General features: G+C 52.3%; 25 protein-coding genes and 2 tRNA genes. 12 read left to right on the top strand and 15 right to left on the bottom strand.

Annotation, left to right across the window (positions count from 1 at the left end; translation table 11 throughout):
• Nucleotide 1: 1 nt before the first annotated feature.
• The 3 genes from P9H32_RS02105 to P9H32_RS02095 form a co-directional block, all read right to left on the bottom strand.
• Nucleotides 2-508, bottom strand: a complete 507-nt coding sequence (locus P9H32_RS02105) for a hypothetical protein (protein ID WP_322607207.1) — start codon at nt 506-508, stop codon at nt 2-4.
• Between the two features lie 67 nt (nt 509-575).
• On the bottom strand, nt 576-1124 hold the full coding sequence (gene yfcE / locus P9H32_RS02100) for a phosphodiesterase (RefSeq protein WP_322607206.1): 549 nt from the start codon (nt 1122-1124) through the stop codon (nt 576-578).
• 88 nt (nt 1125-1212) lie between these two features.
• Nucleotides 1213-2892 (bottom strand): response regulator, encoded by a 1680-nt coding sequence (locus P9H32_RS02095; RefSeq protein ID WP_322607205.1) that lies wholly within the window; start codon nt 2890-2892, stop codon nt 1213-1215.
• Nucleotides 2893-3039: 147 nt separating this feature from the next.
• Here P9H32_RS02095 and P9H32_RS02090 point away from each other — a divergent pair, with 147 nt between their 5' ends.
• Entirely contained in the window at nt 3040-3396 is a 357-nt protein-coding gene (locus tag P9H32_RS02090; protein WP_322607204.1) for a hypothetical protein, read from the top strand.
• Nucleotides 3377-4018 carry an endonuclease III domain-containing protein gene (locus P9H32_RS02085; protein WP_322607203.1) on the top strand — a complete coding sequence of 214 codons (642 nt, stop codon included), beginning with the start codon at nt 3377-3379 and terminating at the stop codon, nt 4016-4018. Before P9H32_RS02090 ends, P9H32_RS02085 begins: the two co-directional genes overlap by 20 nt.
• Nucleotides 4019-4079: 61 nt before the next feature.
• On the opposite strand, the gene gatB is transcribed toward P9H32_RS02085, so the two are convergent.
• The 6 genes from gatB to P9H32_RS02055 all read right to left on the bottom strand — a co-directional run bounded on the left by gatB (nt 4080) and on the right by P9H32_RS02055 (nt 9549).
• Nucleotides 4080-5504, bottom strand: coding sequence for an Asp-tRNA(Asn)/Glu-tRNA(Gln) amidotransferase subunit GatB (gatB, locus tag P9H32_RS02080; RefSeq protein WP_322607202.1), 1425 nt, complete (start codon nt 5502-5504; stop codon nt 4080-4082).
• A 49-nt stretch (nt 5505-5553) separates the two neighbouring features.
• Nucleotides 5554-5925 carry a GxxExxY protein gene (locus tag P9H32_RS02075; protein WP_322607201.1) on the bottom strand — a complete coding sequence of 124 codons (372 nt, stop codon included), beginning with the start codon at nt 5923-5925 and terminating at the stop codon, nt 5554-5556.
• Between the two features lie 37 nt (nt 5926-5962).
• Nucleotides 5963-7426, bottom strand: coding sequence for an Asp-tRNA(Asn)/Glu-tRNA(Gln) amidotransferase subunit GatA (gene gatA, locus P9H32_RS02070; RefSeq protein WP_322607200.1), 1464 nt, complete (start codon nt 7424-7426; stop codon nt 5963-5965).
• A gap of 9 nt (nt 7427-7435) precedes the next feature.
• A complete protein-coding gene (gene gatC, locus P9H32_RS02065) occupies nt 7436-7732 on the bottom strand; it encodes an Asp-tRNA(Asn)/Glu-tRNA(Gln) amidotransferase subunit GatC (protein WP_322607199.1) in 297 nt (98 codons plus the stop codon).
• A 78-nt stretch (nt 7733-7810) separates the two neighbouring features.
• Nucleotides 7811-8605, bottom strand: a complete 795-nt coding sequence (locus tag P9H32_RS02060; RefSeq protein WP_322607198.1) for an exosortase-associated EpsI family protein — start codon at nt 8603-8605, stop codon at nt 7811-7813.
• On the bottom strand, nt 8575-9549 hold the full coding sequence (locus tag P9H32_RS02055) for an exosortase/archaeosortase family protein (protein WP_322607197.1): 975 nt from the start codon (nt 9547-9549) through the stop codon (nt 8575-8577). Before P9H32_RS02055 ends, P9H32_RS02060 begins: the two co-directional genes overlap by 31 nt.
• Before the next feature lie 227 nt (nt 9550-9776).
• On the opposite strand from P9H32_RS02055, the gene P9H32_RS02050 reads away from it, so the two are divergent.
• The 7 genes from P9H32_RS02050 to P9H32_RS02020 all read left to right on the top strand — a co-directional run bounded on the left by P9H32_RS02050 (nt 9777) and on the right by P9H32_RS02020 (nt 18483).
• Nucleotides 9777-9851, top strand: a tRNA-Gly gene (locus tag P9H32_RS02050).
• Between the two features lie 96 nt (nt 9852-9947).
• Nucleotides 9948-10024, top strand: a tRNA-Arg gene (locus P9H32_RS02045).
• A 408-nt stretch (nt 10025-10432) separates the two neighbouring features.
• A complete protein-coding gene (locus P9H32_RS02040) occupies nt 10433-11911 on the top strand; it encodes a type I restriction-modification system subunit M (RefSeq protein ID WP_322607196.1) in 1479 nt (492 codons plus the stop codon).
• 91 nt (nt 11912-12002) lie between these two features.
• Complete coding sequence (locus tag P9H32_RS02035; protein WP_322607195.1) at nt 12003-12917, top strand: HEAT repeat domain-containing protein; 915 nt, start codon at nt 12003-12005, stop codon at nt 12915-12917.
• The gene (locus P9H32_RS02030; protein WP_322607194.1) at nt 12914-14377 is read left to right on the top strand and encodes a type I restriction-modification system subunit M; all 1464 of its coding nucleotides are present in this window, start codon (nt 12914-12916) and stop codon (nt 14375-14377) included. Before P9H32_RS02035 ends, P9H32_RS02030 begins: the two co-directional genes overlap by 4 nt.
• A gap of 3 nt (nt 14378-14380) precedes the next feature.
• Nucleotides 14381-15502: a restriction endonuclease subunit S gene (locus P9H32_RS02025; RefSeq protein ID WP_322607193.1), complete on the top strand. Its 1122-nt coding sequence runs from the start codon at nt 14381-14383 to the stop codon at nt 15500-15502.
• 2 nt (nt 15503-15504) lie between these two features.
• Nucleotides 15505-18483 carry a type I restriction endonuclease subunit R gene (locus P9H32_RS02020; RefSeq protein WP_322607192.1) on the top strand — a complete coding sequence of 993 codons (2979 nt, stop codon included), beginning with the start codon at nt 15505-15507 and terminating at the stop codon, nt 18481-18483.
• Between the two features lie 374 nt (nt 18484-18857).
• Here P9H32_RS02020 and P9H32_RS02015 read toward each other — a convergent pair whose 3' ends face one another.
• Together P9H32_RS02015 and murG are read right to left on the bottom strand one after the other, a co-directional pair.
• Complete coding sequence (locus P9H32_RS02015; RefSeq protein WP_322607191.1) at nt 18858-20171, bottom strand: UDP-N-acetylmuramate--L-alanine ligase; 1314 nt, start codon at nt 20169-20171, stop codon at nt 18858-18860.
• Nucleotides 20149-21243 (bottom strand): undecaprenyldiphospho-muramoylpentapeptide beta-N-acetylglucosaminyltransferase, encoded by a 1095-nt coding sequence (gene murG / locus P9H32_RS02010; protein ID WP_322607190.1) that lies wholly within the window; start codon nt 21241-21243, stop codon nt 20149-20151. Before murG ends, P9H32_RS02015 begins: the two co-directional genes overlap by 23 nt.
• A gap of 280 nt (nt 21244-21523) precedes the next feature.
• Between murG and P9H32_RS02005 the strand changes: the two genes are divergently transcribed.
• A complete protein-coding gene (locus tag P9H32_RS02005) occupies nt 21524-21946 on the top strand; it encodes a hypothetical protein (protein ID WP_322607189.1) in 423 nt (140 codons plus the stop codon).
• On the opposite strand, the gene epmA is transcribed toward P9H32_RS02005, so the two are convergent.
• The gene (epmA, locus tag P9H32_RS02000) at nt 21943-22791 is read right to left on the bottom strand and encodes an EF-P lysine aminoacylase EpmA (protein ID WP_322607188.1); all 849 of its coding nucleotides are present in this window, start codon (nt 22789-22791) and stop codon (nt 21943-21945) included. The genes P9H32_RS02005 and epmA overlap by 4 nt on opposite strands.
• Complete coding sequence (gene efp, locus P9H32_RS01995; RefSeq protein ID WP_322607187.1) at nt 22792-23358, bottom strand: elongation factor P; 567 nt, start codon at nt 23356-23358, stop codon at nt 22792-22794. It abuts the gene before it with no gap.
• Between the two features lie 218 nt (nt 23359-23576).
• On the opposite strand from efp, the gene P9H32_RS01990 reads away from it, so the two are divergent.
• On the top strand, nt 23577-24296 hold the full coding sequence (locus P9H32_RS01990; RefSeq protein ID WP_322607186.1) for a hypothetical protein: 720 nt from the start codon (nt 23577-23579) through the stop codon (nt 24294-24296).
• A gap of 68 nt (nt 24297-24364) precedes the next feature.
• A complete protein-coding gene (gene deoC, locus P9H32_RS01985) occupies nt 24365-25048 on the top strand; it encodes a deoxyribose-phosphate aldolase (RefSeq protein ID WP_322607185.1) in 684 nt (227 codons plus the stop codon).
• Nucleotides 25049-25077: 29 nt separating this feature from the next.
• Here the strand turns inward: deoC and P9H32_RS01980 are convergent, their stop codons facing one another.
• A complete protein-coding gene (locus tag P9H32_RS01980) occupies nt 25078-25770 on the bottom strand; it encodes a DUF4230 domain-containing protein (protein WP_322607184.1) in 693 nt (230 codons plus the stop codon).
• A 41-nt stretch (nt 25771-25811) separates the two neighbouring features.
• Nucleotides 25812-26552, bottom strand: a complete 741-nt coding sequence (locus tag P9H32_RS01975) for an endonuclease/exonuclease/phosphatase family protein (protein ID WP_322607183.1) — start codon at nt 26550-26552, stop codon at nt 25812-25814.
• Nucleotides 26553-26612: the final 60 nt, after the last annotated feature.

The raw sequence follows: 26612 nt of genomic DNA, 5'->3' as shown, positions 1-26612 counted from the left end.
CTCAAGCCCCGAGGAACTTTCCGAAAAAGGACTTTTTCTTTTTTTGCTTTTCTAGATTCTCGATCTGTTTTCGGGTGCGTTCATCCTCTTCGGCCTGCTTTTTTCGGCGTTCCTCGGCTTCCTGCCGTTGTTTTTCCAATTGCAACCGTTTGGCTTCCGCCCGTTCTTTTTCACGCCGGTTTTTTTCTTCGCGCATCAGCTGCGCCTGACTCTTCTTCTTTACCTTGCGACTTACTTTTTTCTTTTTCTTTACGGGAGCGGGACTCGGTTCCGTCGCCCTCTCTCCGGTAGAGGAACCGGCTTTCGGCAAGCTGTTAAGAAAGGAAAGATGGTCATCAAGCACACTATGTTTCGGCTTAGGTTTATGAACGAGCGGCAAACTGTTCAGAAACGAAAGGGTATCGTCACGACCGCTTTCATGCGGCTCCGCAACCTCATCAAATGAACCGGATATATTTTCAGCCGTTCCGCTATCCAACAGCTCGGAATTCCCACCTTCAAACTTCATCTTCAAACCTTGTTAAACGTATACAAAAAAATATTTAAATCGAGACAGAGCCCAAAAGGCGCTGAATTTACCCGACACCCGCCACTTCCCGCAGGACTTCGCCGGCGAAGGTTTTGACCTGCAGCTTCCCGCCGTCAAACAGCCCGTACGACGGCGGGTTGTTTTCCTTCGGCAGTGAGATCGACCCCGGATTGAACACAAAAAGGTCGCCGCGCTTTTCCGCCATCGGCAGGTGAATATGGCCGAACGCCAGGATATCACCGGCACACAGCGGCGGATGTTCATCGGGATGATAGATATGCCCGTGCGTCAGAAAAAACTTCCGGTCCTCGAGCTGAACAATGGCGTAGGTTTCCATCATGGGATATTCAATCAGCATCTGATCCACTTCGCTGTCGCAATTACCGCGCACTGCGATGATGCGGTCCTTATACAGATTCAACAGCCGGGCGGTTTCGGCCGGGTTGTATCCGTCGGGCAGCGGATTGCGCGGCCCGTGATAGAGCGCATCGCCGAGGATGATAATCCGGTCAGCCTGTTCCTGCCGAAAGCAGTCGAGCGCCGCATTCAGAGCCGACAGCGATCCATGGATGTCGGAAATAAAAAAGAGTTTCATGAACTTCCCCTGTAAACAGCAGAAGAAAATGCGGATTCACCGCGAAGAGTTCAAGTTATTCTATGCATGCATCTCTCGCAGCCCCCGGTTAAACCTGCTGAACATGCAGATTGAGCACTTCAATCAGGTGCTTGCGGCTGATGGGTTTTGAAAGATAGGCCGTCATACCGGCGGCAGTGCATTTTTCGATATCTTCCTTCATGGCGTTGGCCGTAAGGGCGATAATGGGAATGCTGCGGTAAGGCTCCGGCATCTTGCGGATTTTTTTCGTGCTTTCAAAACCATCCATCACTGGCATCTCGCAGTCCATCAACACCGCATCATATTCAGCCTTGCGGACCTGCAGCGCGGCATCGCGGCCGTTTTCAACGCTATCAACCCGGCACCCGGCTTTCGTCAAAAGATCCTCCGCCACCTTCCGATTCAGACGATTGTCTTCCGCAAGCAGAATGCTCATATTATCGCATCGCACCCGGTTCAGACTCTCCCTTTTCGGTCGGTCCATCAGGCCGGACGGCGTCGCCACAGGAAGCATCAGATTAAAGTAAAAGGTTGTTCCCTGCCCCGTTTCACTGTGGACACCCAATATTCCACCCATCAGTTCCACCTGCCGTTTACTGATGGCCAGTCCTAAGGCAGCATCATCCGGTTGCGCTTTAGCAAACTCGCTCGTGTAGACAAATTTTTCAAAAATCCACTGTTGTTTTTCAGATGGGATACCAATACCGGAATCCTTGACCTCGAAATAGACCGAGGCCCCGGATTCGTTGACGGACCGGCACTCCACCCGCAGGCAGATCGAACCGGACTCCGTGAATGCGAACGCATTAGCGAGCAGATTTTCGAGCACATGCTCGAGCATCCCCCGGTCACCGATGAGAAACTCGGGCACATTTTCTTTGCAAGCACACTCCAGATAGAGTCCTTTCTGTGTGGAATCCCGCCGGAACCGTTCCTCCAGTTCCCTGCATATGTCACGAATATCCAAACTGCCGGACAGAGTTTCCATCTGACCGGCTTCAATCTTTGCGATATCGAGAACGTGATCAATAACCTGCTGAAGACGCTGCGAGGAATCCTGAATGATCTGCAGATATTCTTTCTGATCTTCAATCGGGAGCTCTTCGTTCAGCAACTGCCCGGCACCGACAATATTATTCAGCGGCGTCCGGAGATCGCGGCTCATGGCGGCCATAAATTCACTCTTACGCTGGCTCGACTGCTCCGCCTCCCGGCGGGCTGAATGCGCCATTTCGAGGGCATCTTCCGCCATCTGCCGTGCCGCATGTATTTTATTTTCAGCCTCTTTTCGCGCACGGATATCGCAAACATGGATTTCGAGATGGCGTATACCGTTCACCTGCTGCAGACAGGGCACAAATTCCACATCAAGCGTTCGAAATGCTTCGCTCTTCACCGCAGCTTCCCAGCGAACCGTCCGCCCCGAAAACCACTCCGATAACTTCTCAACGAACTCTTCCTGATCTTTATCGGAAACAATGTCCTGAATTCGCCGGGCAGTAAGTGTTTTCAAATTGGTTTGAAGAAGTTCCACCGCTTTGCGGTTGGCCGCCTTCAGCCGCCCGTCTTTTTCGGCAATCAGAATCGCATCCGATGATTGCTCGAACAGCTGAAGTACCCTGTCCCTGCTTTTGGCATAACGCTGCTCCGCCTCTTTTGCTCTTGCCCGAAACCGGACATTGGCCAAGAGCGATATCGACAGCAGGACCATCGCAAAAATCAAACCGGCAATAACCACAACACTCATAACTATCTCTTATCCATTGATGTATTCACAAATCACTTGTAGCACCTGCCATGCCAGATCGGCGATACCGCTAGTCCTCCCCCAATGCAAAAACCTCAATCAATGCCTTTTTGACAAAACAGCACAGATTGAGCATAGATAGCCTTCATGAATAAAAACCCCCGCCTACCCATCTGGCTTTCCGCGTTCGGTTTTCCGGGCCTTGGCCAGTTTGTCCAGAAACGCTGGTTTGCCGGGCTCCTGTTTTCAGCCGGTTTTATGACCGGCTTTATCTGGATTCTGCTGCTGGCCATTCACAATATCATTGAACTCTATTCCATGGCCTTCGACGAAGCCATGGCGGATCCGCAGCCGGTTCCGCTTTCCGCATTCGGCCAGCCGTTGCTGTTGGTGGGCATCATCTATTTGCTCAGTCTCTTCGATGTCTTTCTGGCCCAGCAGCACATCAACACCAAACAGCACGAAGAAGAATTTCTGAAGACCCATGACCCCGCCGATTTATGACGTCTACAACACCCTGTTTTCCCATTACGGCAAACAGCACTGGTGGCCGGCGGAATCCCGGTTCGAAATGATCGTCGGGGCCATTCTGACCCAGAATACCGCCTGGACCAATGTCGAGAAAGCCCTTTCCAACCTTCGGAAAAACCAGGCCCTCAATTTCCAATCGCTGGAAAATGCGCCGCGCGAACAGCTGATGGAATGGATTCGGCCCGCCGGCTTCTTTAATCAGAAAGCGGACTACCTGCAGGAACTGATTTCCAACCTTCGGAACAAATTCGACGGCTCGCTCGATAAGCTTTTCAACCTCGAAGGCGCTGCACTTCGGACCGAGCTGCTGTCCTGGAAAGGCATTGGCAAGGAAACCGCCGACTGCATCATTCTCTACGCCGCCCGTCAGCCCGCCTTTGTGGTCGATGCCTACACTAAACGAATCTGCCGACGCCACAGTTGGATCGATGATAAAGCAAAATACGACGACGTTGCCAAACTCTTCACCGACAACCTGCCGGAAGACGTTCAACTCTTTAACGAATACCACGCCCTGATCGTCCGGATCTGCAAAGATTACTGCACCGCCCGCAAACCCAACTGCAAAGACTGCCCACTCAAAAAATTTCTATAATCCACAGATTACCCAGATTAGAGGATTCTAAATCCAGGTCATCCGTGAAATCTGTGGATAGTTATCCGTCGAGCTTCTGCTTGAGCATCTGCATCACAGCACCGGGGTTGGCTTTGCCGCGACTGGCCTTCATCACCTGCCCCATCAGGAAGTTGATGGAAGCCGCATTACCGGCCTTGTATTCCTCGACCGGTTTCGGGTTATTCGCAATCGCCTCATCCGCCCAGCCTTCCAGCGCTGAATCATCGGAAACCTGTGCCAGACCTTTTTCATCCATAATCTTTTTCGGCTCGCCGCCTTCATTAAAGATCACTTCAAAGATCTGTTTGCCGCCGCCGGTATTGATCGTCTTGGCATCGATCAGTGCAATAATTTCGGCCAGTTTTTCCGGCGTCACTTTGCAGTCTTCGATGGAAGAACCGGATTCCGAGAGCAGGCGCAGCATTTCGCCCATAATGAAATTCGAAACCGCCTTGGCATTTTGGGTGTGCGCCATCACGGCTTCAAAATAGTCCGACGTCGCTTTATCGGCCGTCAGCACACCGGCGTCATATTCCGGCAGGCCCAGCTCGGAAACATAGCGGGCCCGGCGCTGCGCCGGCATTTCCGGCAGTTCGGACCGCCACTGCTCCACCTGTTCGGCCGTGATTTTCACCGGCATCAGGTCCGGTTCCGGGAAATAGCGGTAATCGTGCGCATTCTCTTTGGTACGCTGCACAAAGGTTTCGCCGCGATCCGGATTATAACCGCGCGTTTCCTGATCCACCTTGCCACCGGCTTCGAGCACCGCAATCTGGCGCTCGATTTCGTATTCGATGGCATCTTTGATAAAGGCGAAGGAGTTCATGTTTTTGATTTCAACCTTGGCCCCCAGCTCCTTCTGGCCGACCGGGCGTACCGAGACATTCACATCGGAACGCATCTGCCCTTTTTCCTGGTCGCAGTTGGAAATGCCGCCGTACTGCATGATCTGTTTAACCGCCGTCATATAGGCCAATGCATCTTCCGCTGAAGACATACAGGGATTGGAAACAATTTCCATCAGCGCCGTGCCGGCACGGTTGTAATCCACCAGCGATGCGCCGGCGACGTGCGTATTTTTCGCCGCGTTTTCCTCCTGATGAATCCGCTCGAGCGTGAAGGTTTTCATTTCGCCCTCCACCTCAACCGTCACTTCACCGCCCAGACAGACCGGCTCGTCGGCCTGGGTGATCTGATAGTTCTTGGCCATGTCCGGATAAAAATAGTTTTTACGGTCCCATTTGCTGTAGGGATTGATTTCGCAACCCAGCAGCAGCCCCGCTTTGCAGATCAGCTCAATGGCTTTTTCATTCATCACCGGCAGCGCGCCGGGATAACCCAGACAGACCGGACAGACGTGGGTGTTCGGCTTCGCGCCGTATTCATATTTGCAGGCGCAGAACATCTTCGATGCTGTCTTCTGCATGATGTGGGTTTCAAGACCGATTGTTGCTTCGTATTCCATGATTATTTCTTCCTCATTCACCACAGAGGTCGCGGAGATACACGGAGTTTTAATTAAATCTGCGTGTAATCCCGTCCTTTAGATGTGAAACATTAAAATTAATAAGCAGTCCGACTTTCTTCCCGCTTAACTTTAAATAGGTAATTAACTGTGCTTCATGAATGGGTAGTGTCTTTTCGACGGATTTCAGCTCAACGATGACTGAATCCTCCACAAGCAAATCCATTCTAAATCCTGCATCAATGGTTTCTCCCTCATACTCCAAAGGCAACATCACCTCGGAAGAAACCGAAAAATCCTGTTTTTCCAACTCGCGAAGCAAACATGCGTGATAAGCACGCTCCAACAGCCCGGGACCCAGCGCAGAATGAACCTTCATCGCCGCCCCTATAATTCTTTCAGTTAACTGTTCGTGCTCCATACTCCGTGGACCTCCGCGCCCTCCGTGGTAAACCCAATTAAAGCTCCGGTTTACGGGTGTGCCACTCCGTCGTCTGCTCATAGGCATGCCCGACTTTGAGAATGGTGTCTTCCTGAAACGCGTCGCCGATGATCTGCAGCCCGATCGGCAGGCCGTTCGATGCAAACCCGCACGGCAGCGACAGTGCGCAGTTGCCGGCCAGATTGATCGGCGTCGTCAGGATATCGTCGAGATACATCTTCAGCGGGTCATCCGTCTTATCGCCTTTTTTATAGGCCGGCGTCGGCGTGACCGGTGCCAGGATTGCGTCGCACTGTTTGAACGCCTCGGTAAAATCATTGCGGATCAGCGTGCGGACTTTCTGCGCCTTTTTATAATACGCATCGTAATACCCGCTGCTCAGCACATAGGTGCCCAGAATAATCCGGCGTTTGACTTCCGGACCGAATCCCGCCGAGCGCGTTTTTCCATACAGATCCGCCGGATCTTTTCCGTCGATGCGCCGGCCATAGCGAATACCGTCAAAACGCGCCAGATTGGCCGAAGCCTCGGCTGTGGCGATAATGTAATACACAGCAATGGCATATTTTGCATTCGGCAGGCTGACATCCACAATTTCCGCCCCGAGGTTTCTGCAGTGCTCAACGGCATCGCGCACCGATTGTTCAACCTCCGGGTCCATACCTTCCACAAAATATTCTTTCGGCAGACCCAGTTTCATGCCGGCCAGCGATGTGTCAGCCGTCAGTTTTTCTCCAAAGGCCGGAACATCCATTTCAATGGAGGAGGAATCCATAGGATCATGCCCGCAGATGGCTTCCATCAGAATGGCGGAATCCTTCACCGTTTTAGTGATCGGCCCGATCTGATCCAGCGAGGACGCAAAGGCGGTCAGGCCGAAGCGCGAAACCCGGCCATAAGTCGGTTTCACCCCGACACAGCCGCAGAACGCCGCCGGCTGGCGGATCGAACCGCCGGTATCCGAACCGAGCGAGGCAATCGCCTCATCCGCCGCCACGCAGGCCGCCGAACCGCCGGATGAACCGCCGGGCACATGGTCGAGATTCCAGGGATTGGATGTTTTGCCCAGCGCCGCATTTTCGGTGCTCGAGCCCATCGCAAATTCATCCATATTCACGCGGCCGAGCAGGATGGCACCGGCTTCGCGCAGTTTGGCAATCACTGTTGCGTCATACGGCGCGGTGTAGCCTTCAAGGATTTTTGAAGAGCAGGTGCAGGGCTGCCCCTTGACATTGAGCAGGTCCTTGATCGCCACCGGAATGCCGAGCATGGGAAGTTTTTCTCCCGCCGCCCGCCGCTCATCGGCCGCTTCGGCCTGTGCCAGCGCATCTTCGGCATTCAGCGTCAGATAGGCCCCGACGCTGCCGTCGTTCGCTTCGATTGACGCGAGTACGTCATTGACAATATCGACCGAGGTGCAATCGCCCGCAGCCAGCTTTTCAGAGAGTTCTGAAATTGTAAGTTTATGTAGATCAGCCATTTGAAATTCCTACTGGTCGATAATTTTGGGAACGCGGACGTGGCCGTCGGCGGCCGAAGGGAAGTTTGCAATGACCTCCTGATGATTCAGACTGGTGCCGACTTCGTCTTTACGAAATACGTTGAATACCGGAATGGCATGCGCCGTCGGTTCAACATCGGACACATCAAGCTCGTTCAGCTGCTCGACATAGTGCAGCACCTGGTCCAGCTGGCCGTGAAACAGCTCTTTCTCTTCTTCGGTCAGGTCAATGCAGGCCAGTTTGGCGACGTAGCCCACGTCTATCCCGTTATTTTCTTCGGACATAATTTTCCTCAATTTCCAAAAATAAAGCCCGCAGTATAAATAAACTGCGGGCCTGCGCAACTTCCAAGGCGTGGAAGATTAGTCGCCATACGCCTTTTTTCGCATGGTCTCAGTCAGAATCTGCGGATAGATCTCCTGAACAAAACTGATGATCTCCCCTTCATATTCGGTCCCCTCCGCCTCGCGTTCGCCCTGCACGGCAATATAGGCCCAACGGTTGGCGGTCGAACGGACCACGCGGTCCCAGGCCAGCCAGAACATGCGGGAATAGTGCGACGGTGTTTCCCGGTCCTGCCCCACAAACCAGTAGGCATAAAACGAATAGTATGGCTGCTCCCCTTCTTCGGTCCGGAAGGTCCGGGAGGTTTTAATGACGCGCACCTTCAGCGGATCGCGCCCCTCCATCGGCACCTCGAGATCATACTCCCCGTCGAGTGTATTGCCCTGCCCTTTAAGACAGCGCTGCGGCCGGTGGATAGAATCGCGCGCCGTTCCAGAAAGTACGATCGATGTAAAAAGGCGGGTTCCCGCCTCGTTGGTATAGGCCGATTTCACAAATTCCGTATCCTCAGGAAGCTGTTCCTTCTCAGCCCGGGCCATATTATACAGCCGGGAGCCGCAGACCGGGCAGATATCCGGAATTTCAAGCTCGCTGACATAAAACGATGCATCGCGGTAGTCCTTGGCGCACTCTTCCGGGTTATGGCAGAATTTAAGCTGGTTGCCATGCCAGTTCTGCACCTCTTCCGGAAGCTCCATCTTCACCCCCGGAACAAAGTCAAGTTCCACCCCCACCGTAAAGGCGAGCGCAAACACCGACACCGTCATCAGAATAACAACGATCAGGAACGGCTTAAATAGGCTTTTTTCCATGACACAAAAAGTTCCTTATAATTTACATCCAGCAATTTTCCGAAACCGACCATCAGACTGATGGCAACCGTAAAGAGAACATACCCCGACCAGTCATGGTGCAGACCGGCGCCGAATTCCTGCCCCGTGGTGATCGATACCAGCGCAATCGAAATAATCCGCCCGATATTCCCCGCCACCGCAATCGGAATACAGCAAAGAAACAACAGCCATTTTTTCACAAAGGTTTTCTGGGTGAAATACGCATAAACCGCCGTCAGCGCCGTCATGGCCAGCAATGATCGCAATCCCGAACATGCCGCCTCCACGTTCAGCTGGAAATAATCCGAAATCAGCTGTGTACCGACCCGCTGCACCTGAATGCCCATATCCGTCAGCAGGTTGTACCCCATCGTCGTCGCAACCCGCTGCAACGGTCCCGAAAGGGCATCCAGAAAGTTAAGCGGCACACAGAAAATCAAATACGAACACGGAAAGATCAGCAGCTTCGCCACTTCCCACCCGTAGAAATAAAACGGAATCCCCCAGATCAGTCCGATCAGCGCCATCAGCGACAAACGCGGCTGCTGCATTTTGGCGCCCAGCCAGTGCATAAAAAGAGAGCCGATCACCACAACAAGCCCCCAGTAACTGCTCTTTTTTTGGGCCGCAAAAAAATCTGCGCGCTTATACCAGACCACACCCAAGCTCACAAACGGGATCAGATAACCGTGCGAATAGTCCGCACCGAACGAAATTTTATCCCCCCAGCGGGCAACCATCCAGACAAACGCCGACTTGCTCCCCACATTCTCCACCGTATTGCCGAACAGATGAAACAGCACAAACAGCATACCGATGAGTACCGACGCAAAACCGATATTGAGCATCTCCGTCTTCGACAAAGCCCCCAGACGCCAGCGATCACTCCAGATCAGCGCAGTTGAGGTTTTCACTTCTTCCATAATCAGACTCCCGTGCAATTCGTCCGTTTCAGATGGTATATACAACACCCCCTGAAAACTCAAGAACCGTTGCTCCCGGCCTTTCTTCCCCCCCCCCTGTTTCGATGCAGATCCACACTTAAAAACGTCTTCGATTCCATCCCGGCACCCCGCGTTCATTTTTTGCAAAAAAACGGCTTGCAAACCAAAAAGCTATGCATACTATAGGCGCTCCTTTCGAGGAAAACGCGAGCGTAGCTCAGTGGTAGAGCCCCACCTTGCCAAGGTGACTGTCGTGAGTTCGAATCTCATCGCTCGCTCCAATTTAAACCCGGTCTGAATCTTCGGACCGGGTTTTCTTTTTGATTTTGAAGGTTGCAAATTCAACCGGATTTCCGGATTTTATCTCCCCTTATGGCACCCCGGTAGCTCACCTGGACAGAGCGACGGATTCCTAATCCGTAGGTAGGAGGTTCGAGCCCTCTCCGGGGTACCAGTATTTTTTTGCAAATCCTCCACCCCAACACTTCCTCTGGTTCTGTTATACCCACGCCCGCATACTGAATTTCAATTACAGGCGGCTGAGCATCGAAACCCATCTGCTGAAAACCATGATTCCCAAAGTCCGGAAAACCGGAGACCAGCAGATCCGGGGATCAGTCGTTCCCGACGGATTAAAGCAGAATCCCAATTTATTGAACGGGTATAAAAAGTACGGGTTTCGACTGGAAGAACCTGACGATCCAGCTCTTTCCCATGCCCTTAAAAACGGTGTTTTTTGACTTATCACACCACTGATAAACTTCAAAATATTCGTCTGTTCTTCCAATTGTTCATCGGACCGAGTAAACTGTTTCCAGTTTGATTCTATTGAAAACTCTCATAGACTTAAGGTGTTATTGGCATGGAAAAACTCACACTTTCACAACTTGAACAGTACCTGTCCAAAGCGGCTTGGATCCTGAAGGGGCCGGTCGATGCTTCGGACTTCAAGGTCTACATTTTCCCCCTGCTTTTCTTTAAGCGGATCTCCGATGTTTATGACGGTGAATACCAGGCCGCCCTTAAAGAGTCCGATGGCGACACGGAATATGCGTCACTGCCCGAAATGCACCGCTTTGAGATTCCGGAAGGGTGCCACTGGACAGATGTGCGCGAGACCACAACGAATGTGGGCATGACTATCGAGCAGGCCCTGCGCGGGATTGAACAGGCAAACCAGGAATTTCTATACGGCATCTTTGGCGATGCGCAGTGGAGCAATAAAAACAAGCTTTCGGATGCGCTGCTCATCAATCTGGTTGAACATTTTTCGCAATACCAGCTGAGCAATGAAACGGTCGATCCGGATATGCTGGGGCAGGCGTATGAATACCTCATTAAGCACTTTGCTGATTTGACGAACAAGAAAGCCGGGGAGTTCTACACCCCGCGCTCGGTGGTGCATCTGCTCGGACTGATCCTTGATCCTCATGAAGGCGAGTCGGTGTATGACCCCGCCTGCGGGACCGGTGGCATGTTGCTGGAATGCGTGGACCATCTGAAGCAAAACAACGAAGACTACCGTACGCTCAAGCTGTTTGGTCAGGAAAAAAACCTCACCTCCAGCTCCATTGCCCGGATGAATATGTTCCTGCACGGGATGGAGGATTTCGAGATTATCCGCGGGGATACCCTGCGTAACCCCGGCTTCTTTGAAGCCGACGGGCTCAAAACCTTTGACTGCGTCATTGCCAACCCTCCGTTTTCACTGAAAGACTGGGGCGCTTCAACCTGGGCCAATGATCCATTTGGACGCAATATCGCGGGGGTTCCGCCCAAAGGCAACGGGGATATGGCCTGGGTCCAGCACATGATTAAATCCATGAACAGCACCGGCCGCATGACCGTCGTGCTGCCACATGGCGCGCTTTTCCGCAAAGGGGCCGAAGGCAAAATCCGCAAGGCGCTGCTGGAAGCCGATCTGCTCGAAGCGGTGATCGGCCTGGGCCCCAACATTTTCTACGGCACCCAGCTGGCCGCCTGCGTGATGGTGTTTAAGCAGAACAAGCCCGCCGCGAAAAAGGGCAAAGTCCTCTTCATTGACGCCTCCGATCAGATCCGTGTGGGCCGCGCCCAGAATTTTCTGGAACCCAGTCATGTGAAGCAGATCTATGACTGGTATAGCGGTTACGCCGACGTGGAAAACTACGTCAAGGTCGCCGATGCCGACGAGCTGAAAGAAAACGACTACAACCTCAACATTCCGCTCTACGTCGAAAAAATTATTGAAGATAATCTGCCGACTGTTGAAGAGGCGATGAACGATTTAAAGGCCGCCTGGAGTGAAAGCCTGAAGGCGGAAGAGAAATTTAAGCAAGTTCTGGCGAGGTTTGTGGGATAAATATGCTCTATCTCGCTCCGCTCGTCTACGGCCGGTTTCAGGGTTGAGATAGGGCATCCATGAACGGAGTGAATAAGCCCGGGAGGAAGCAATGGACAGCAACATGGATTTAAAACAGCATCAGGAGGCGCGGCAGCGGGCCGTCGCGTTGGGCCGGTCGCAGGATCCTGCGGCACTTCCTGAGCTGGTTCAATTGCTGAAAACCCCCTCCGCCGATGTGCAGCGGCTGGCGGCCTCGGCCATCGGAAAACTATCCGGCTTCGGCGCGGATGGCTCCATGGCGGTGGAAGCGCTCGCGCCCGTGGCCCTGCACGATCCGCATCCGCAAACCCGGCAATATGCCCTCAAGGCGCTCAAAACCTACGGCGCATATGCCGAAGCCTGGCTGGATGAGCTTGACGACCTGGCCGCGCGCCCCAACCGAAAGGACTATATTCCCGTTGCCGCCGCCGCGGCGGCCCGAACCATTCGCGAGGCCGTTCAGCATCGTGAACAGCAAAAAGAACGCTGTTGCCTGAAGTGTGGCCAACGGGTGGCCTTCGACGAGTTTGAGCGCTCGATGCGTCTTTTTCAGCGTATCTATTGCGACAAATGCTTTGATGAAACCTGCGTCAAACGCCGCAACTGGGAAACCGGTGTTGAGGAAAAGAAAAACATTAAAACGGTCGATGGCACACTCGTTCAGTCGAGCGGCGAAAAAAAGATTGCCGACTGGCTGGCGAAAGCCGGGCTCGACTATCGCTACGACGGACGCCTGCGCATTCTGGAGGGCTTTCAGATTCGCCCCGATTTTTATCTGCCCCAATTCGATGTCTATATTGAATATTGGGGAATGGACACGCCGCGCTACAAAGCGGGCATGTATCTCAAGCAGGATCTCTATCAGAAAACGGGTAAAAAGCTGATTTCGCTCTACCCGGCCGACCAACCCGATCTCGATGGAACGCTCGGCAAAAAACTTAAACAATTCGGGTGGAATCCCGCCCGACAGGATAGATCAATATGACCCAATCAGAACTGGAAAAATATTTATGGGGGGCGGCGACGGCGCTGCGGGGCACGATTGATGCCGGGGATTATAAGCAGTATATCTTTCCGTTGCTCTTCTTTAAACGCATCTCGGATGTCTACGACGAGGAGTTTGAAACCGCGCTGGCGGAGAGCGATGGCGATACCGCGTATGCCGCCTTTGCGGAGCACCATCATTTTGTCGTCCCGGCGGGCGCGCACTGGAACGATGTGCGCGAGGTGACGGTGAACGTCGGCCTCGCTCTGCAGAATGCGATGCGCGAAATTGAAAAGGCGAATCCCGATACGCTGCACGGGATCTTCGGCGATGCCAGCTGGACGAATAAGGATCGGCTCTCCGACGAAATGCTCACCAATCTGATTGAGCACTTTTCGCAGCATAAACTGAACCTAAAGAATGTGCCGGATGATCAGCTGGGTAATGCCTACGAATATCTGATCAAAGAGTTCGCTGACGACTCCGGCCATACCGCCGCCGAGTTTTATACCAACCGCACCGTCGTCAAACTGATGACCCTGATTATGGACCCGCAGCCCGGCGAATCGGTTTATGACCCCACCTGCGGTTCCGGCGGACTGCTGTTGAACTGCGCGCTGCATCTGAAAGACGAAGGCAAGGAATACCGCACGCTGAAGCTCTACGGCCAGGAGATCAACCTGCTCACCTCCGCCATCGCCCGCATGAACATGTTTATGCACGGCATCGAAGAGTTCGATATTGTGCGCGGCGATACCTTGTCCAATCCGGGCCTGCTGGAAAACGACGAGCTGAAAAAGTTCAACGTCATCCTCGCCAACCCGCCGTATTCCATCAAATCGTGGGACCGCAAAAGCTTCGAGAACGATCCCTATGGCCGCAACCTCTGGGGCACCCCGCCGCAGGGCTGCGCCGACTATGCCTTTGAGCAGCATATTCATAAAAGCATGGATGAAAATAACGGTCGTTGTGTGCAGCTCTGGCCGCACGGGATTCTTTTCCGCGACAATGAAAAGAAAATGCGTAAGAAGATGATAGAAACGGATACCGTTGAGTGCGTCATCGCGTTGGGGAAAAATCTTTTTTACAACTCATCGATGGAATCTGCCTTGCTGATCCGTCGAACAAACAAGAGCGCTGAGCGCAAAGGGAAAATCCTTTTTATAAATGCCTTCAATGAAGTGAAGGATGAGAAAACGATCGCCTACCTGCTCGATGAGCACATTGAAAAAATATTCAATGCCTACACTGCGTATAAGGATGTCGAAGGCTTCGCTCGGCTAGTTGATGTCGAGGAGATTATGAAAAATGACGGGTCTCTTTTGGTTACAAAGTACGTAAGGTCCACTCGTTTGTCTGATGTGGATATTCCTTCGGTTGACAAAGCATACAGCGCTTGGGAAAGCGCTTCACAAGAGCTCCAGAATAGCATGGACCTTCTCTTCAAAACACTGGCGTAACGTATGGACCTTAAATTTGATAAATCTAATTGGAAGAAGGTCGTACTGGACGACGTTGTTACCAAGATCGAAGAAAATGATCGGGAAAATGCGCATAAGAGATTTGATCGTTTTCTTAAAGTCGAGCACATGGATGCGGAATCCCTGCACATCAAACGCTGGGCGAGTCAGGAACAAGGGGATGAGATCAACCCAACGTTCTTTAAGATATTCCGCAAAGGTCAAATGCTGTTCCCTACACGTAATCCTCATTTGCGCCGAACGGTACTCGCCTCCTTTGACGGCATCTGCGGGGAGAAAACTCTGACCCTTCAGCCTAATGAAGAGTTTATTTTGCCAGAGTTCATACCATTCCTGTTCCATAGCGAAGGTTTCTATGCACATACAACTTCATCAATAATCGGTTCTACAAATCCGCATTGCAGATGGCGCGATGTCGCCAGCTATGAATTCCTGATTCCTCGTAAAGAACAACAAGCCGAAATCGCCGAACTTTTATGGGCGATGGAGGAGGTAATTGAGAGTGAGGTGAAGCTATTAAATTCACTCGACATCTACAGAAAGTCATTTTTTAGCGATCTTATAAACTCATCAACAGGAAGAGTTTCGCCTCTGTCTGAGTTGCTTATACCCAAGAAGTCAAAAAGCAAACCGCCACATGAAAACGAAAAATATATTGGGTTAGAGCATGTTATATCGGGTGAGTATGAATGCACTGAATTTGGATCTTCAGGCAAAGCGTTAACTCAATGTAATTTAGTTGAATCTGGGGATCTTTGTTACAGCAAGTTGCGGCCCTATTTAGACAAGGCATTCATTGCCTCGTTTGATGCTGTTTCGACAACTGAACTATTAATATACGACACAAAGGATGTGACGAAAAAGTATGTCTTGTTCCACCTTCACAGCGATGAATTTGTTCATTTCGTTTCAGGGAAAGGGTTTGGGACTAAGATGCCAAGGGTTAGTCACAAGATAATTGGGGAGTATGAAATAAAGGTCCCAACTAATGAACATGAGATTCTAGATAAAATGGAGACGGTAATGGGCGCGTATAAATCAGCAAAAGCGAAACTCATCAGATCAAAAACTCTCCAGAAATCACTCATCAACCAGGTGTTTTAGATATGGCCTTTACCGAACTCAACAGCGTCGAGCATTACATTGTCCATCAGTTGTCGGGCATGGATTTGAACCGCGATGTGCCGGAGTGGTCGGGCGCGGAAGCGGCGGAGCAGGCCTATGGCGCAAAATGGCGTTATCAGTCGGCCGAGCAGTTGCAACGCGGTGTGAATGAGGTGCTGGTGGAGTCGGAGGTCAAAGCGGCGTTGATTCGGCTCAATCCGGAAATTGCCGAACGGCCGGAGTTGGCCGATGAGGTGATCTATAAACTGCGCGCGATTTTGATTTCGGTCAATCAGGTCGGACTCGTCAAAGCCAACGAGGAATTTTTCCAATGGTTGAGCGGCGAAAAGACGATGCCGTTTGGCGAGAATAACCGGCATGTTCCGGTGCGGTTGGTCGATTTTGAGGATCTGTCGCAGAACACCTATGTCATCACCAATCAGTTTCGGATACATCATCGCGAAACCAAGATTCCGGATGTGGTGCTGCTGCTGAACGGGATGCCGGTGGTGGTCGGCGAGGCCAAAACGCCGATCCGCCCGTCGGTCAGCTGGCTGGACGGCGCGCACGAGATTCATAACATCTATGAAAATGCGGTTCCGCAGTTGTTTGTGCCGAACATTCTGTCGTTCGCGACGGAGGGCAAGGAGCTGTTTTACGGCGCGATTCGCTGTCCGCTGGAGTTCTGGGCGCCGTGGCGGCTGGACGATGAATGCGCGATTGCCAAATCGCTGGGGCTGGCCGAAGTGGGTGCCGAACTCACCGACCTGCTCAGTCCGGCGCGCCTGCTCGATATCCTGCGCAATTTTTCGCTGTTCACGACGAATAAGAAAAAGCAGCGCATCAAGGTGATCCCGCGTTTCCAACAGTTGGAAGGCGCGAACCAGATTGTGGAGCGGGTGATCGACGGCCGGATTAAGAAGGGGTTGATCTGGCATTTCCAGGGGTCGGGAAAATCGCTGCTGATGGTATTCGCCGCGCAGAAGCTGCGCCGTGCCGCCAGCCTGAAGAGTCCGACGGTGATTGTGCTGGTAGACCGCACGGATCTGGATACGCAGATCAGCGGGACGTTTAATGCGGCGGATGTGGCCAATGTGGAGTGCACCGAGAGCATTAAGGAGCTCCAGCTGATGCTGGAGCGCGATACGCGCAAGATCATTATTTCGATGATTCATAAGTTCCGCGATGCGCGGCCCAATATGAATACGCGCGATAACATTATTGTGCTGGTGGATGAGGCGCACCGCACGCAGGAAGGCGATCTGGGACGTCAGATGCGCGCCGCGCTGCCGAACGCCTTTCTGTTCGGGCTGACCGGGACCCCGGTGAATAAGGCGGATAAGAATACGTTCTGGGCCTTTGGCGCGGAAGAGGATGCCGGCGGCTATATGAGCCGCTACACGTTCCACGATTCGATCCGCGACGGCGCGACCCTGCCGCTGCATTTTGAGCCGCGGCTGGTAGATGTGCATGTGGATACGGAGGCGCTGGATAAAGCGTTTGCTGAATTTAAAGAAGAAGCGGCGCTGACGGATGAGGAGGCGGATGCGCTGAACCGGAAGTCGGCCAAGATGTCGGCCTTTTTGAAAGCGCCGGAGCGGGTGACGCGGATTGTGAAGGATATTGCGGTCCATTTTACCGAAAAAGTGGCGCCGCACGGACTGAAGGCGATGATTGTGACGCCGGACCGTTTTGCCTGCGTGCAGTATAAAGAGGAGCTGGATAAACATTTCCCGACCGAGGCGAGTCGGGTGGTGATTTCCACCTCGGCCAACGATGCGCTGGAGTTTAAGCAAAAGTGGGCGGTGGATAAGAGTCAGCAGGAAAAGATCGTGGATGAATTCAACGATGCTGCCTCCGAGCTGAAGTTTATTATCGTGACGGCCAAGCTGCTGACCGGATTTGACGCGCCGATCCTGCAGACGATGTATCTGGATAAATCGCTGAAGGATCATACCCTGCTGCAGGCCATCTGCCGCACAAACCGGCTGTATCCGCAAAAGAGCTTCGGGCGCATTGTGGATTATTTCGGGGTGTTCGATGATGCCGCCAAGGCGCTGGAGTTTGACGAGGAGAGTATCCGGAAGGTGATCACCAACCTTTCCGAACTGCGCGACAAACTGCCGAAAGCCATGAAAGAGACACTGGCCCATTTTGAGGGCGTGGACCGCACGCTCGAAGGATTTGAGGGCCTGGAAGCCGCGCAGGAGGCCATCAGCGACGATAAGAAGAAGGATGCCTTTGCGCGCAACTTTAAATTTTTAAGCAAAATCTGGGAATCGCTGTCGCCGGACAACATCCTGAATCTTTACAACGAAGACTACCGCTGGCTGGCACAGGTCTATGAATCGGTTAAACCGGCGTCGGACAACATCGGCAAACTGCTGTGGCTGACGCTCGGCGCGCAGACGACCCGGCTGATCCACGAAAACCTGCATGTCGGCGAGCTGCATACCCTCGAAGAATTTGTGCTTGATGCCGATGTGATCGAGGACATCTTCAACCATCCCGACCCGAAAAAGGTGAAGCAGCTCGAAAAGACCCTCATCAAGCGCTTTAAGAAACATGCGGGCGATCCCAAATTTAAATCGCTCAGCGAGCGGCTGGAGGAGCTGCGCGATAAGGCCGAGCGCGGGCTGATCTCTTCCATCGAATTTGTGAAGGAACTCTGCAAGCTGGCCAAGGAAACTGTGCAGGCCGAAAAAGAGCTCGAAGCCGCGCTGCAGGACAAGAGCCCGAAAGCGGCCCTGACCGAGCTGTTTCTCGAAATCAAGACCGACCAGACGCCCGCCGTGGTCGAGCGCATTGTCACGGACATCGACGCCATCGTGCGCATCGTCCGCTTTCCCGGGTGGCAAAACACCAACCAAGGCGAACGCGAAGTCCAGAAATCCCTCCGCAAAGCCCTGCTGAAATACAAGCTCCACACGGACCAGGCCCTCTTCGAGCGGGCGTATGAATACATCAAAGAATATTATTGATGAAGATGACCGACGATGAATTGGTGCAGGCCGTTTCGCCGCTCATGTCGGAGCCCTATCGATCGGCTAAAGAGTTTTGCACCCAACTGCCCGACTAAGCTTCGATCAGCCGTTGAGCTTCTTTGTGATGATTTGCTGCATGCTGGCCAAGTCACGGCTGAAGGATTCGATTTATACCACTTGCCAAAACATACAGGTATCTTTTTACCACCCGCTCCGCTAGAGGACTCGGAGAACACAGAGGCCTTCCTCCGTGTTCCTCTGTGGTGAAACTCCGAAGGTTCTGCACTGCGAGTGCTTATACCGAGAAATAATCAAACAAGGTATAACTATATGGAGGTGAAACATGAAGATGCCATGTAGATCAGCCGGGTTTAAGAATCCACACCCGTCTTTTTTGCCCAATCGGCGATTTGCTCGACATCCCCTGCTCCAATGATCAGCAGCAGGTCCCCTTCGCGAAGTTCTTTTCGGGCCTCCTCCCAGGCAGCTTCCAGTGCTGGGAAATAATGGAGGCGATTTTTCCAGTCTTCGGGGAAGCGGTTGAGAAGATCTTCGGAGGTGCCGCCGGGCAGCGGATGTTCGGAGGCGGCATAGACGGGGACGAGCCAGAGCTTTTCCAGACCTTGGAAACTGGGCGGAAAATCTTCTCCGAGCGCCAAGGTCCGGGTGTAGCGGTGCGGCTGAAAAACAGCCAGCAGACGCTTTGGTTTCAGTTCCTGCGCCGTCTGGATGAGGGCGGCAATTTCGGTCGGATGGTGCGCATAGTCGGAAACGATCCGGATTCCATCCTGATTGCAGACGGTTTCAAAGCGACGGGCAACGGGCCGGATGCGTTCCAATGCCTGGAAAATTTCGCTGTCGTTTTTCCAGGCTCTGGAAACTGCATGCGCGGCAGAGGCGTTCCATTGGTTGTGAATTCCGGGAATTGGAAGATTCAGATGCGCGATCAGCCCGTACGGCACGCATTTGGAATGTGCGGAACAGATGCGCGCGGCGATGGGATCTGCGGAACAATAAAATACCGTCTTTTTGGTCTGGCGGATCAGTTGTTCAAAACAGCCGATGAATGCGGCCTCGGAGTCGTGGTGCTCCATATGGTCGTATTCGATATTGGTGATGATGGCGAAGTCGGGTGAATACCCGGCAACGGTGCCGTCGGATTCATCGGCTTCGACCACCATAATTTCGCCGTCGCGCGCGACGGCACCATCGAACCCGGCCATTTCCCCGCCGACAAAAAAGCCGCAACTGAGAATCTGCGCAATCATGGCGGTGGTGGTGGTTTTACCGTGTGTGCCGCTGACAGCAATGCAGGTACGATCGCGCATGAGTGCCGGCAGGACTTCGCCCCGGCGGGAAACCGGAAGACCTTTTTTCAGCGCGGCCCTGATTTCGGGGTGCGCATCCGAAACGGCGGTTGAGCGCACCACCCAGTCGACGGCATCGCTGAGGTGGGACTCGGTATGATCGGATGCGATGTTGATCCCGTTTTCCGAGAGCCAATCGGTCTGCCGATTCTGTTGCAGGTCGCAGCCGGATACGCAGAAGCCGCGTTCTTTCAGCAGCCAGGCAATACCGGCCATACCGATGCCCCCGATGCCGATCAAGTGAACATGGCCGCCTTTTTGAATCAGCTCAGCCGCCTGATCCACCGGATCCATCTTATTCACCACCCACTTTTTCAATCAGATTCGCCAACTGCTGCGCAGCATCGGACTGCCCTCGTTTTTTCATGGCCGTCGCCATGCGCTCGAGTCGTCCGGGTTTTTCCGATACGCGGATGAGATAATCGCGCAGCCAGGTTGTGCTGATATCCTGCTGGTCCACCACATCGGCGGCCCCGGAATCCTGAAGAATCCGGGCATTGCCCATTTGATGATCGCGCACGGCGTGGGGATAGGGAATCAGCAGGGCAGGAACACCAAAGGCCGCGAGCTCGGCGCAGGTGGCGGCACCGGAACGGCAAATGGCAAGATCGGTATTCAGATAGACCTCTTCCATGTGCTGGATAAAATGCTGAACTTCGGCTTTGATGCATGCCTTTTCGTAGACGGCGGCAATGGATTCGGTGTCCTGCAGCCCGGCAATATGAATCACTTCCAGCTGCACCCCTGTTTCGGCCACCAAGGCCAGCGAGCGCGGCAGCACCTCGTTCAGCACCTGGGCCCCGCGACTGCCGCCCATGATCATGATCCGCATGGGTCCGCCTTCTGCCCGGGGAATTCGCGGACGTGCGCTGGCATCCTGAATATCTTTTCGCAACGGCATGCCGGTACGGACAATGTTGGCATGTTTGAGATAATAGCTGGTTTTTTCAAAGCTCACGGCGATCGTATCGGCCTTGCCGGCCAACATGGAAACGGCGCGGCCCGGCAACAGATTGGCTTCGTGCAAAACATAGGGAATATTCAGTTTTCCCGCCGCTTTAATGGGACCGAAAGAGGCATAGCTGCCCATTGCCAGCACCACATCCGGCGGATTTGCTTTCATTTTTGACAGCGCAAGCCGATAGGCTTTGAGCAGCCGATATACGGTCTGGACGCTGCGAAATGAAAAGCCAAACTGAAAGCCTTCCGCCGGAATGGTGATAATCTCGCCGTTCCAGCCTTTGACCGATTCATGCTCGATGTCTTTCCCGGCGAGCCAGAGTGTTACCTCATGCCCCCGCGAAGCCAGTTCATTGGCCGTGGCCAGTCCCGGAAAAATATGTCCGCCCGTGCCGCCGCACGCCACCCCGATTTTTAATTTACGCCCCATTGAAACTCCCGTGGAAAATAAGGGCAGTTTTTAGCACGCACTTCGCCGGATTGACACGCTAATTTATTGATGAAAGCCGAAAGCGGAGCGGCCCCATTGCAGAGGGCCTGAATGAAAGAACAGCAGCACAGTTCTTTGAACATCCCTTTGCAGAACATTGGTTTCTCTCACAGAAAAGATCGGCCGGCCACACCGAGCCCGGGGGATTCGATGACTGATTTTATTGATGCATGCTCAGGCGGGACTATAATCCGGCCAGTTTTTACAGGAGATTTAAAACATGGAAGAACTCGATCCCGTCAAACTGAAAGCCGAGCTTGATCAGTTTAAACGAGAAAAAGAAAAAATACGTCAGCTTATGGGGCAGATCGGCGGGAAAGATGCCGAAAAACAGGACCGCTGGGTTAACCGTTTTTTCATCATCGCGATTGCGGCACTGGCCATCAACGATTTTGTAAACCACCTGCTGCACGTTGCGGATCCGCTGATTCCCCCGCTTTTTTCCCTCGAAATTGCGGTCCTGCTGGTCTCCATCAAGATTATCTGGATGATGCATAAATCAACCAAGGTGGAGCACTTTCAGTTCTGGATTCTTAATTCCATTGAATACCGGCTGAACGATGTGGCCAAACAATTGCGTCACCTGGAAAAAACCGTGGAAAAATATCATCACGACAGCAGTGATGATCATGCTCCCGACTAATTCCGGAACGGAAGTACGGCGTCCAGCGTAGACGCTCCAAGGAGCAACATCAGCAAACGGTCCACCCCCAGTGCAACACCGCCGGCCGGCGGCATATGTTCCAGGGCCTGAAGAAAGGCCTCATCGATGGGATACACCGTTTTCCCGAGAGCACGACGCTGCGCCGCGCATTCTTCGAACCGCATACGCTGTTCAACGGGATCGGTCAGCTCGGAATAGGCATTCGCTATTTCCACTCCGTCAATATAAAGCTCCCACCGTTCCGCCACCAAAGGATTGCCGTTTTTTTTACGCGAAAGAGCGGCTGCTTCAACCGGATAGTCTTTGAGCACCACCGGCCCGCCGATTTTTCGGATGGCGGGTTCGACCTTATCCACCAGATCGATATCAAAGCGGTTTTCATCATAATTCCCCGCCGGATCCCAGCCCGCAAATTCCTGAAATGCCTCTGAAACAGGCAGAATTTTCCAATCCCTGGAAACCCCTTTCCAGACGCAGGCAATCAACTGTTTGGTTTCCTCCAGAATATCCATGTAATCCGCACCCGTCTGATACCATTCCAGCATGGTGTATTCCGGATGATGCAACGGACCCCGCTCGCCGTGCCGAAAACATTTGCCGATCTCAAAAATACGCTGATGTCCCGCAGCGAGCAGCTGTTTATGAAAAATTTCGGGTGAAGTGCGCAGAAAATGATCCCCGGAAGGCTCCGCATCAATATGGAGTTCCATACAGGGAATCTTCAGCCGGATCGGCGTTTCCACCTCGGCGTAATCACGTGCATAAAAAAACGCCCGGATGCCGCGCATCAGGACGTCTCTGGCTATAACAGGGCCGGTATTCATTTACCCTTTGGCCACGCGATCGGCATACGTTCCGGTCCGTGTATCAATACGAATCATGTCCCCTTCATTAATGAAGATCGGCACATTGATTTCGTAGCCGTTGTCCAGCTTCGCCGGTTTCATGACATTGGTTGCCGTATCGCCGCGTGCACCCGGCTCGGTTTCGGCAATCACCATTTCCACAAAATTCGGGAGGGTGATGTCGAGGGCGCGCTCGTTGTGGAACAGAATCTCCACTTCCATGTCATCCACAATGAAATATTTCAGATCGCCCAGCAGTTCGTCGCTGAGTATTGCTTCTTCAAATGTTTCGTTGTCGGAAAAAACATAGTTATCCCCATCGATATAGGAAAAAGTAAAATCGCGCGACATCAGCGATGCCTTGTTAATTTTTTCCACGGAACGATAGGTTTTATCGAAGGTGTTTCCGGTAATTAAATTTTTGATTTTGCAACGGTAAAGCGCCTGGCCTTTCCCGGGTTTGGAAAACTCAAAATTGGTGATCATGCACGGGTCGCCGTCGATCTCGATTTTCAGGCCTTTTTTAAGGTCGGATGCACTGTACATTATATGTCCCTCGGTTGTGTAAACTTCAAAAAGGCCGCGCATTATGCAGAAAGCCCACCACCCTGCCAAGTGTCTAATTCACGATTTCGCGGACGTTCCTTTAATAAAAGTGAGAAAAACATAGCGATTCCAAAGCAAAAGCTCTATTTATGTAGGAAAAGTGGACACGATAGATTTAGGATGCACCGATCAAACATGAGATAAGGAGACGATCAAGGATGAGAAAAACACTTACAACGTTGATTTGCGCCACTGTTGCTGTCACCGGGCTGATGCAGGCTGAGGCCGCCAAAAAAAATGATCCGGATAAAAGAGACGTTCAGAAACTCATGGAGGAACTCGGCGACCCCCATTATCAGGATCGAATGAAGGTTTACAGCGTCTGCTCGCTGGAATTCGAAGGTGCTGATGGTGAAGATGATTACTATCACATTTATTCAGGTACCTTGAAAAAAGGGGGATACCACCTCATTGTATATAATAACGTTCCTGAATATCTCGGATTCTACCTCGTAGATTTTGAGCCCGTCGATTATGAAGAAGGTGCAGTATTACTGGATTCCGGCGATGGAAGCACTTATTTCCCGTTCCCCATTCCCGCATCGGGACCGGCAGATACCGTTCGTGTTGACGGCATCCCGACCAAATTTGTGAAAAATCCGCGACTGGAAGAGAAAAAAGAAGGTCCGATCGTCGCAGGTGGTGGTATTCCGGCAGTTCCGGATAAAGAAACTTCCGCTTCCGGCGAAGTCATCGACTATCGCGACTGGAATATCACCATTAAAGGTCGCACGATCACCGTCAACGCTCTGTTCGTAAAAGTCGAAAAGGGACAGGTTACCCTGAAGAGTTCCAAAAACGGTCGCGAAACAACCATTCCCGGAAGCGCTTTTTCCGACGAAGATAAAGAATACATCCGTCGTATAACCGCAAAATAAATTTCCAACCGCTGGAAAAATGAAAGCCGCCCCCCAGCCGGGCGGCTTTTCTATGAAAGGACCAAGCGATGCCCTATACGATGGAGCAGGTTGCCTCAACAATCGATCACGCCGTACTGAAACCCAATCAGACTGTTGCTGATGTGCGCAGTAACGCTGACATGTGTTTAAAATACGGGGTAGCCAGTATGTGCGTCCGCCCTTGCGACGTGAGACTGGCGTCCGAACTTTTAAACGATTCGAAGGTGCTGGTTTCGACGGTACTCAGCTTTCCCCACGGAGCCGACACAACGGCGGCAAAAATCACTCAGGCGCGACTGGCGCTCGAAGACGGTGCCCGGGAAATTGATATGGTCATGAATATCGGCCGCTTTTTGTCCGGAAACTATGACGACGTGCGAAAAGATATTCAGGCCGTCACTGAGATTGCGCATGCGGAAAATGCCCTCGTGAAAGTGATTCAGGAGAGCTGTTTCCTGACCCTGGAAGAAGTGGCGGCAGCCTGTGAAATCTCAAGAGAAGCCGGTGCCGATTTTGTGAAAACCTCTACGGGATTCGGCCCCTCTTCGGCCACTCCGGAAATAATCGACGTCATGGTGAAAACCGTTGGCGAAACAATGGGCGTGAAAGCCTCTGGCGGTATCCGCACATGGGATCAGGCGATTGGATTTCTTCAGCAGGGCGCTACCCGGCTGGGTATCGGAGCAACAGAAACCGTGCTGAACGGCAGAGTTTCTGAAGAGACCTACTAAATACAGCGTTTCTGCAATATCTCAGCGGTTTACGATGCAATTTTTTCTGAAACTTCAACCGAAACCTGTTTGGCTTCCGCCTCCTGCGCTGTGAACGCGAAATCGATTTCCCGAGCTCCAAATGCGCGACTGAGCGATTTCAGCGTATTCTTGGCCGACTTCTGAACTTCGGACTGGATATTATTGATCAGCTCCAGCGCCTGCTTCTGGGCGTGCCCTTTAGCGGCATCGACCAGATTGTTTTTGTCCTGCTCTTTAAAGCCGCCGCTGAGAAACCCGTTGAGAAGATCCGGCAGCAGCCAGGGCAGCAACTTTGACCCCTGTTCATCGTAAAAACGAATATCACGAATATTCACTTCGTAATCGCACGGCGGCATGCTCACCGCATAGATCCCCTCGCCCTTTTCACTGATTTCAAAATATGGACTTTGAAGGTTGTAACGAAAATCGATTTCAAATTCGAAAATCATGGCCATCTTTTTTCCACTGAGCACCCAGCCGAGATAACGGTTTCCGAACTCGCCCCAGGTGTGATCGGTTTCTGTCACGATTTCCTTGGTCAGTACTTTATAAACGGAGAGCTGGCCAATGGCTTTCAACTGCTCGATGCTTGAAAAAACGCGAACTTCTTTTGCCGGAGCCTTTTTGCGCGTTTTGTTCCACACCCACAGCGCCGCCGCCAGAATGAGCATTACCGCCATACCAATAAAAAATTCTGTCATGTATTCACCTCAAGCCACAGGAGAGTATGGCTTTATCCCGATTAAGTACAGGATTTCTTCCCAATCTCAAAATCGAGCACCAGCGGCAGATGATCGGAAAGATCAACCCGCGGCATTTCGAAATCAGTGACGGTAATTTCCGGACTGTGGAGGATGAAATCCAGATGCCGTTTGGGACCGCGGCTGGGATACGAAGGCTGCATATTCACATCTGCATTTTTAAGCCCGCTGGCCGACATAAACAGTCGAATTTCATCCTCCCCCGCAAACGCATTGAAATCGCCGGCCACAATGTGAGGCCGATCCGTGTTTTTGATCATGTCATACAGGTGCAGAATCTGCCGCTGCCGCGTTTTAAAACTGAGCGCCAGATGTACCAGAAAAAAGGTCACTTCCTTCAGCTCCAGTTCCATCACCAGTTTTTTCATGCCTTTGTCAAAATAATGGAATTTTTCTTTATGAATAGCATCCTTGGCCAGAAACGCATTCCCCTGCTTGTTATAGATCGGCACCTGCTGCCACCGGGAATTCTCCGCATATTTTGAGCGGTATGAATGAAAATGACCCAACTGATCGGCAATATGCTCCACCTGACATTTTTTCCCGTGCCGGTAGGACCCGTTATCAACCTCAACCAGGCCGATAACATCAGGATTTTTCTCGCCGAGAAATTTGATGATTTCGCCCAGATGGTTCGTTGTTCCCCCCAGCAATCCAAGCAACGGAAATTTTTTCTGGTTACCGTGTGTTCCATAACAGATATTATATAGCAAAAATCTCATGGCTTAACTGTAGTCCTTTGGATTCCGAAGGCAACCCCGCACAATGAATTTTACCTGTTC

Source organism: Pontiella agarivorans (assembly GCF_034531395.1).
In the GTDB taxonomy this organism is placed as follows: Bacteria; Verrucomicrobiota; Kiritimatiellia; order Kiritimatiellales; family Pontiellaceae; genus Pontiella; species Pontiella agarivorans.
The sequence above is the reverse complement of the archived record's forward strand: the minus strand, read 5'-3'. Positions and strand labels throughout refer to the sequence as shown.

Excerpts from the sequence above, each read along its gene's own strand:
- P9H32_RS02105 (WP_322607207.1), bottom strand. The coding sequence starts at position 508 with ATGAAGTTTGAAGGTGGGAATTCCGAGCTGTTGGATAGCGGAACGGCT.
- yfcE (WP_322607206.1), bottom strand. The coding sequence starts at position 1,124 with ATGAAACTCTTTTTTATTTCCGACATCCATGGATCGCTGTCGGCTCTG.
- P9H32_RS02095 (WP_322607205.1), bottom strand. The coding sequence starts at position 2,892 with ATGAGTGTTGTGGTTATTGCCGGTTTGATTTTTGCGATGGTCCTGCTG.
- P9H32_RS02090 (WP_322607204.1), top strand. The coding sequence starts at position 3,040 with ATGAATAAAAACCCCCGCCTACCCATCTGGCTTTCCGCGTTCGGTTTT.
- P9H32_RS02085 (WP_322607203.1), top strand. The coding sequence starts at position 3,377 with ATGACCCCGCCGATTTATGACGTCTACAACACCCTGTTTTCCCATTAC.
- gatB (WP_322607202.1), bottom strand. The coding sequence starts at position 5,504 with ATGGAATACGAAGCAACAATCGGTCTTGAAACCCACATCATGCAGAAG.
- P9H32_RS02075 (WP_322607201.1), bottom strand. The coding sequence starts at position 5,925 with ATGGAGCACGAACAGTTAACTGAAAGAATTATAGGGGCGGCGATGAAG.
- gatA (WP_322607200.1), bottom strand. The coding sequence starts at position 7,426 with ATGGCTGATCTACATAAACTTACAATTTCAGAACTCTCTGAAAAGCTG.
- gatC (WP_322607199.1), bottom strand. The coding sequence starts at position 7,732 with ATGTCCGAAGAAAATAACGGGATAGACGTGGGCTACGTCGCCAAACTG.
- P9H32_RS02060 (WP_322607198.1), bottom strand. The coding sequence starts at position 8,605 with ATGGAAAAAAGCCTATTTAAGCCGTTCCTGATCGTTGTTATTCTGATG.
- P9H32_RS02055 (WP_322607197.1), bottom strand. The coding sequence starts at position 9,549 with ATGGAAGAAGTGAAAACCTCAACTGCGCTGATCTGGAGTGATCGCTGG.
- P9H32_RS02040 (WP_322607196.1), top strand. The coding sequence starts at position 10,433 with ATGGAAAAACTCACACTTTCACAACTTGAACAGTACCTGTCCAAAGCG.
- P9H32_RS02035 (WP_322607195.1), top strand. The coding sequence starts at position 12,003 with ATGGACAGCAACATGGATTTAAAACAGCATCAGGAGGCGCGGCAGCGG.
- P9H32_RS02030 (WP_322607194.1), top strand. The coding sequence starts at position 12,914 with ATGACCCAATCAGAACTGGAAAAATATTTATGGGGGGCGGCGACGGCG.
- P9H32_RS02025 (WP_322607193.1), top strand. The coding sequence starts at position 14,381 with ATGGACCTTAAATTTGATAAATCTAATTGGAAGAAGGTCGTACTGGAC.
- P9H32_RS02020 (WP_322607192.1), top strand. The coding sequence starts at position 15,505 with ATGGCCTTTACCGAACTCAACAGCGTCGAGCATTACATTGTCCATCAG.
- murG (WP_322607190.1), bottom strand. The coding sequence starts at position 21,243 with ATGGGGCGTAAATTAAAAATCGGGGTGGCGTGCGGCGGCACGGGCGGA.
- P9H32_RS02005 (WP_322607189.1), top strand. The coding sequence starts at position 21,524 with ATGGAAGAACTCGATCCCGTCAAACTGAAAGCCGAGCTTGATCAGTTT.
- epmA (WP_322607188.1), bottom strand. The coding sequence starts at position 22,791 with ATGAATACCGGCCCTGTTATAGCCAGAGACGTCCTGATGCGCGGCATC.
- efp (WP_322607187.1), bottom strand. The coding sequence starts at position 23,358 with ATGTACAGTGCATCCGACCTTAAAAAAGGCCTGAAAATCGAGATCGAC.
- P9H32_RS01990 (WP_322607186.1), top strand. The coding sequence starts at position 23,577 with ATGAGAAAAACACTTACAACGTTGATTTGCGCCACTGTTGCTGTCACC.
- deoC (WP_322607185.1), top strand. The coding sequence starts at position 24,365 with ATGCCCTATACGATGGAGCAGGTTGCCTCAACAATCGATCACGCCGTA.
- P9H32_RS01980 (WP_322607184.1), bottom strand. The coding sequence starts at position 25,770 with ATGACAGAATTTTTTATTGGTATGGCGGTAATGCTCATTCTGGCGGCG.
- P9H32_RS01975 (WP_322607183.1), bottom strand. The coding sequence starts at position 26,552 with ATGAGATTTTTGCTATATAATATCTGTTATGGAACACACGGTAACCAG.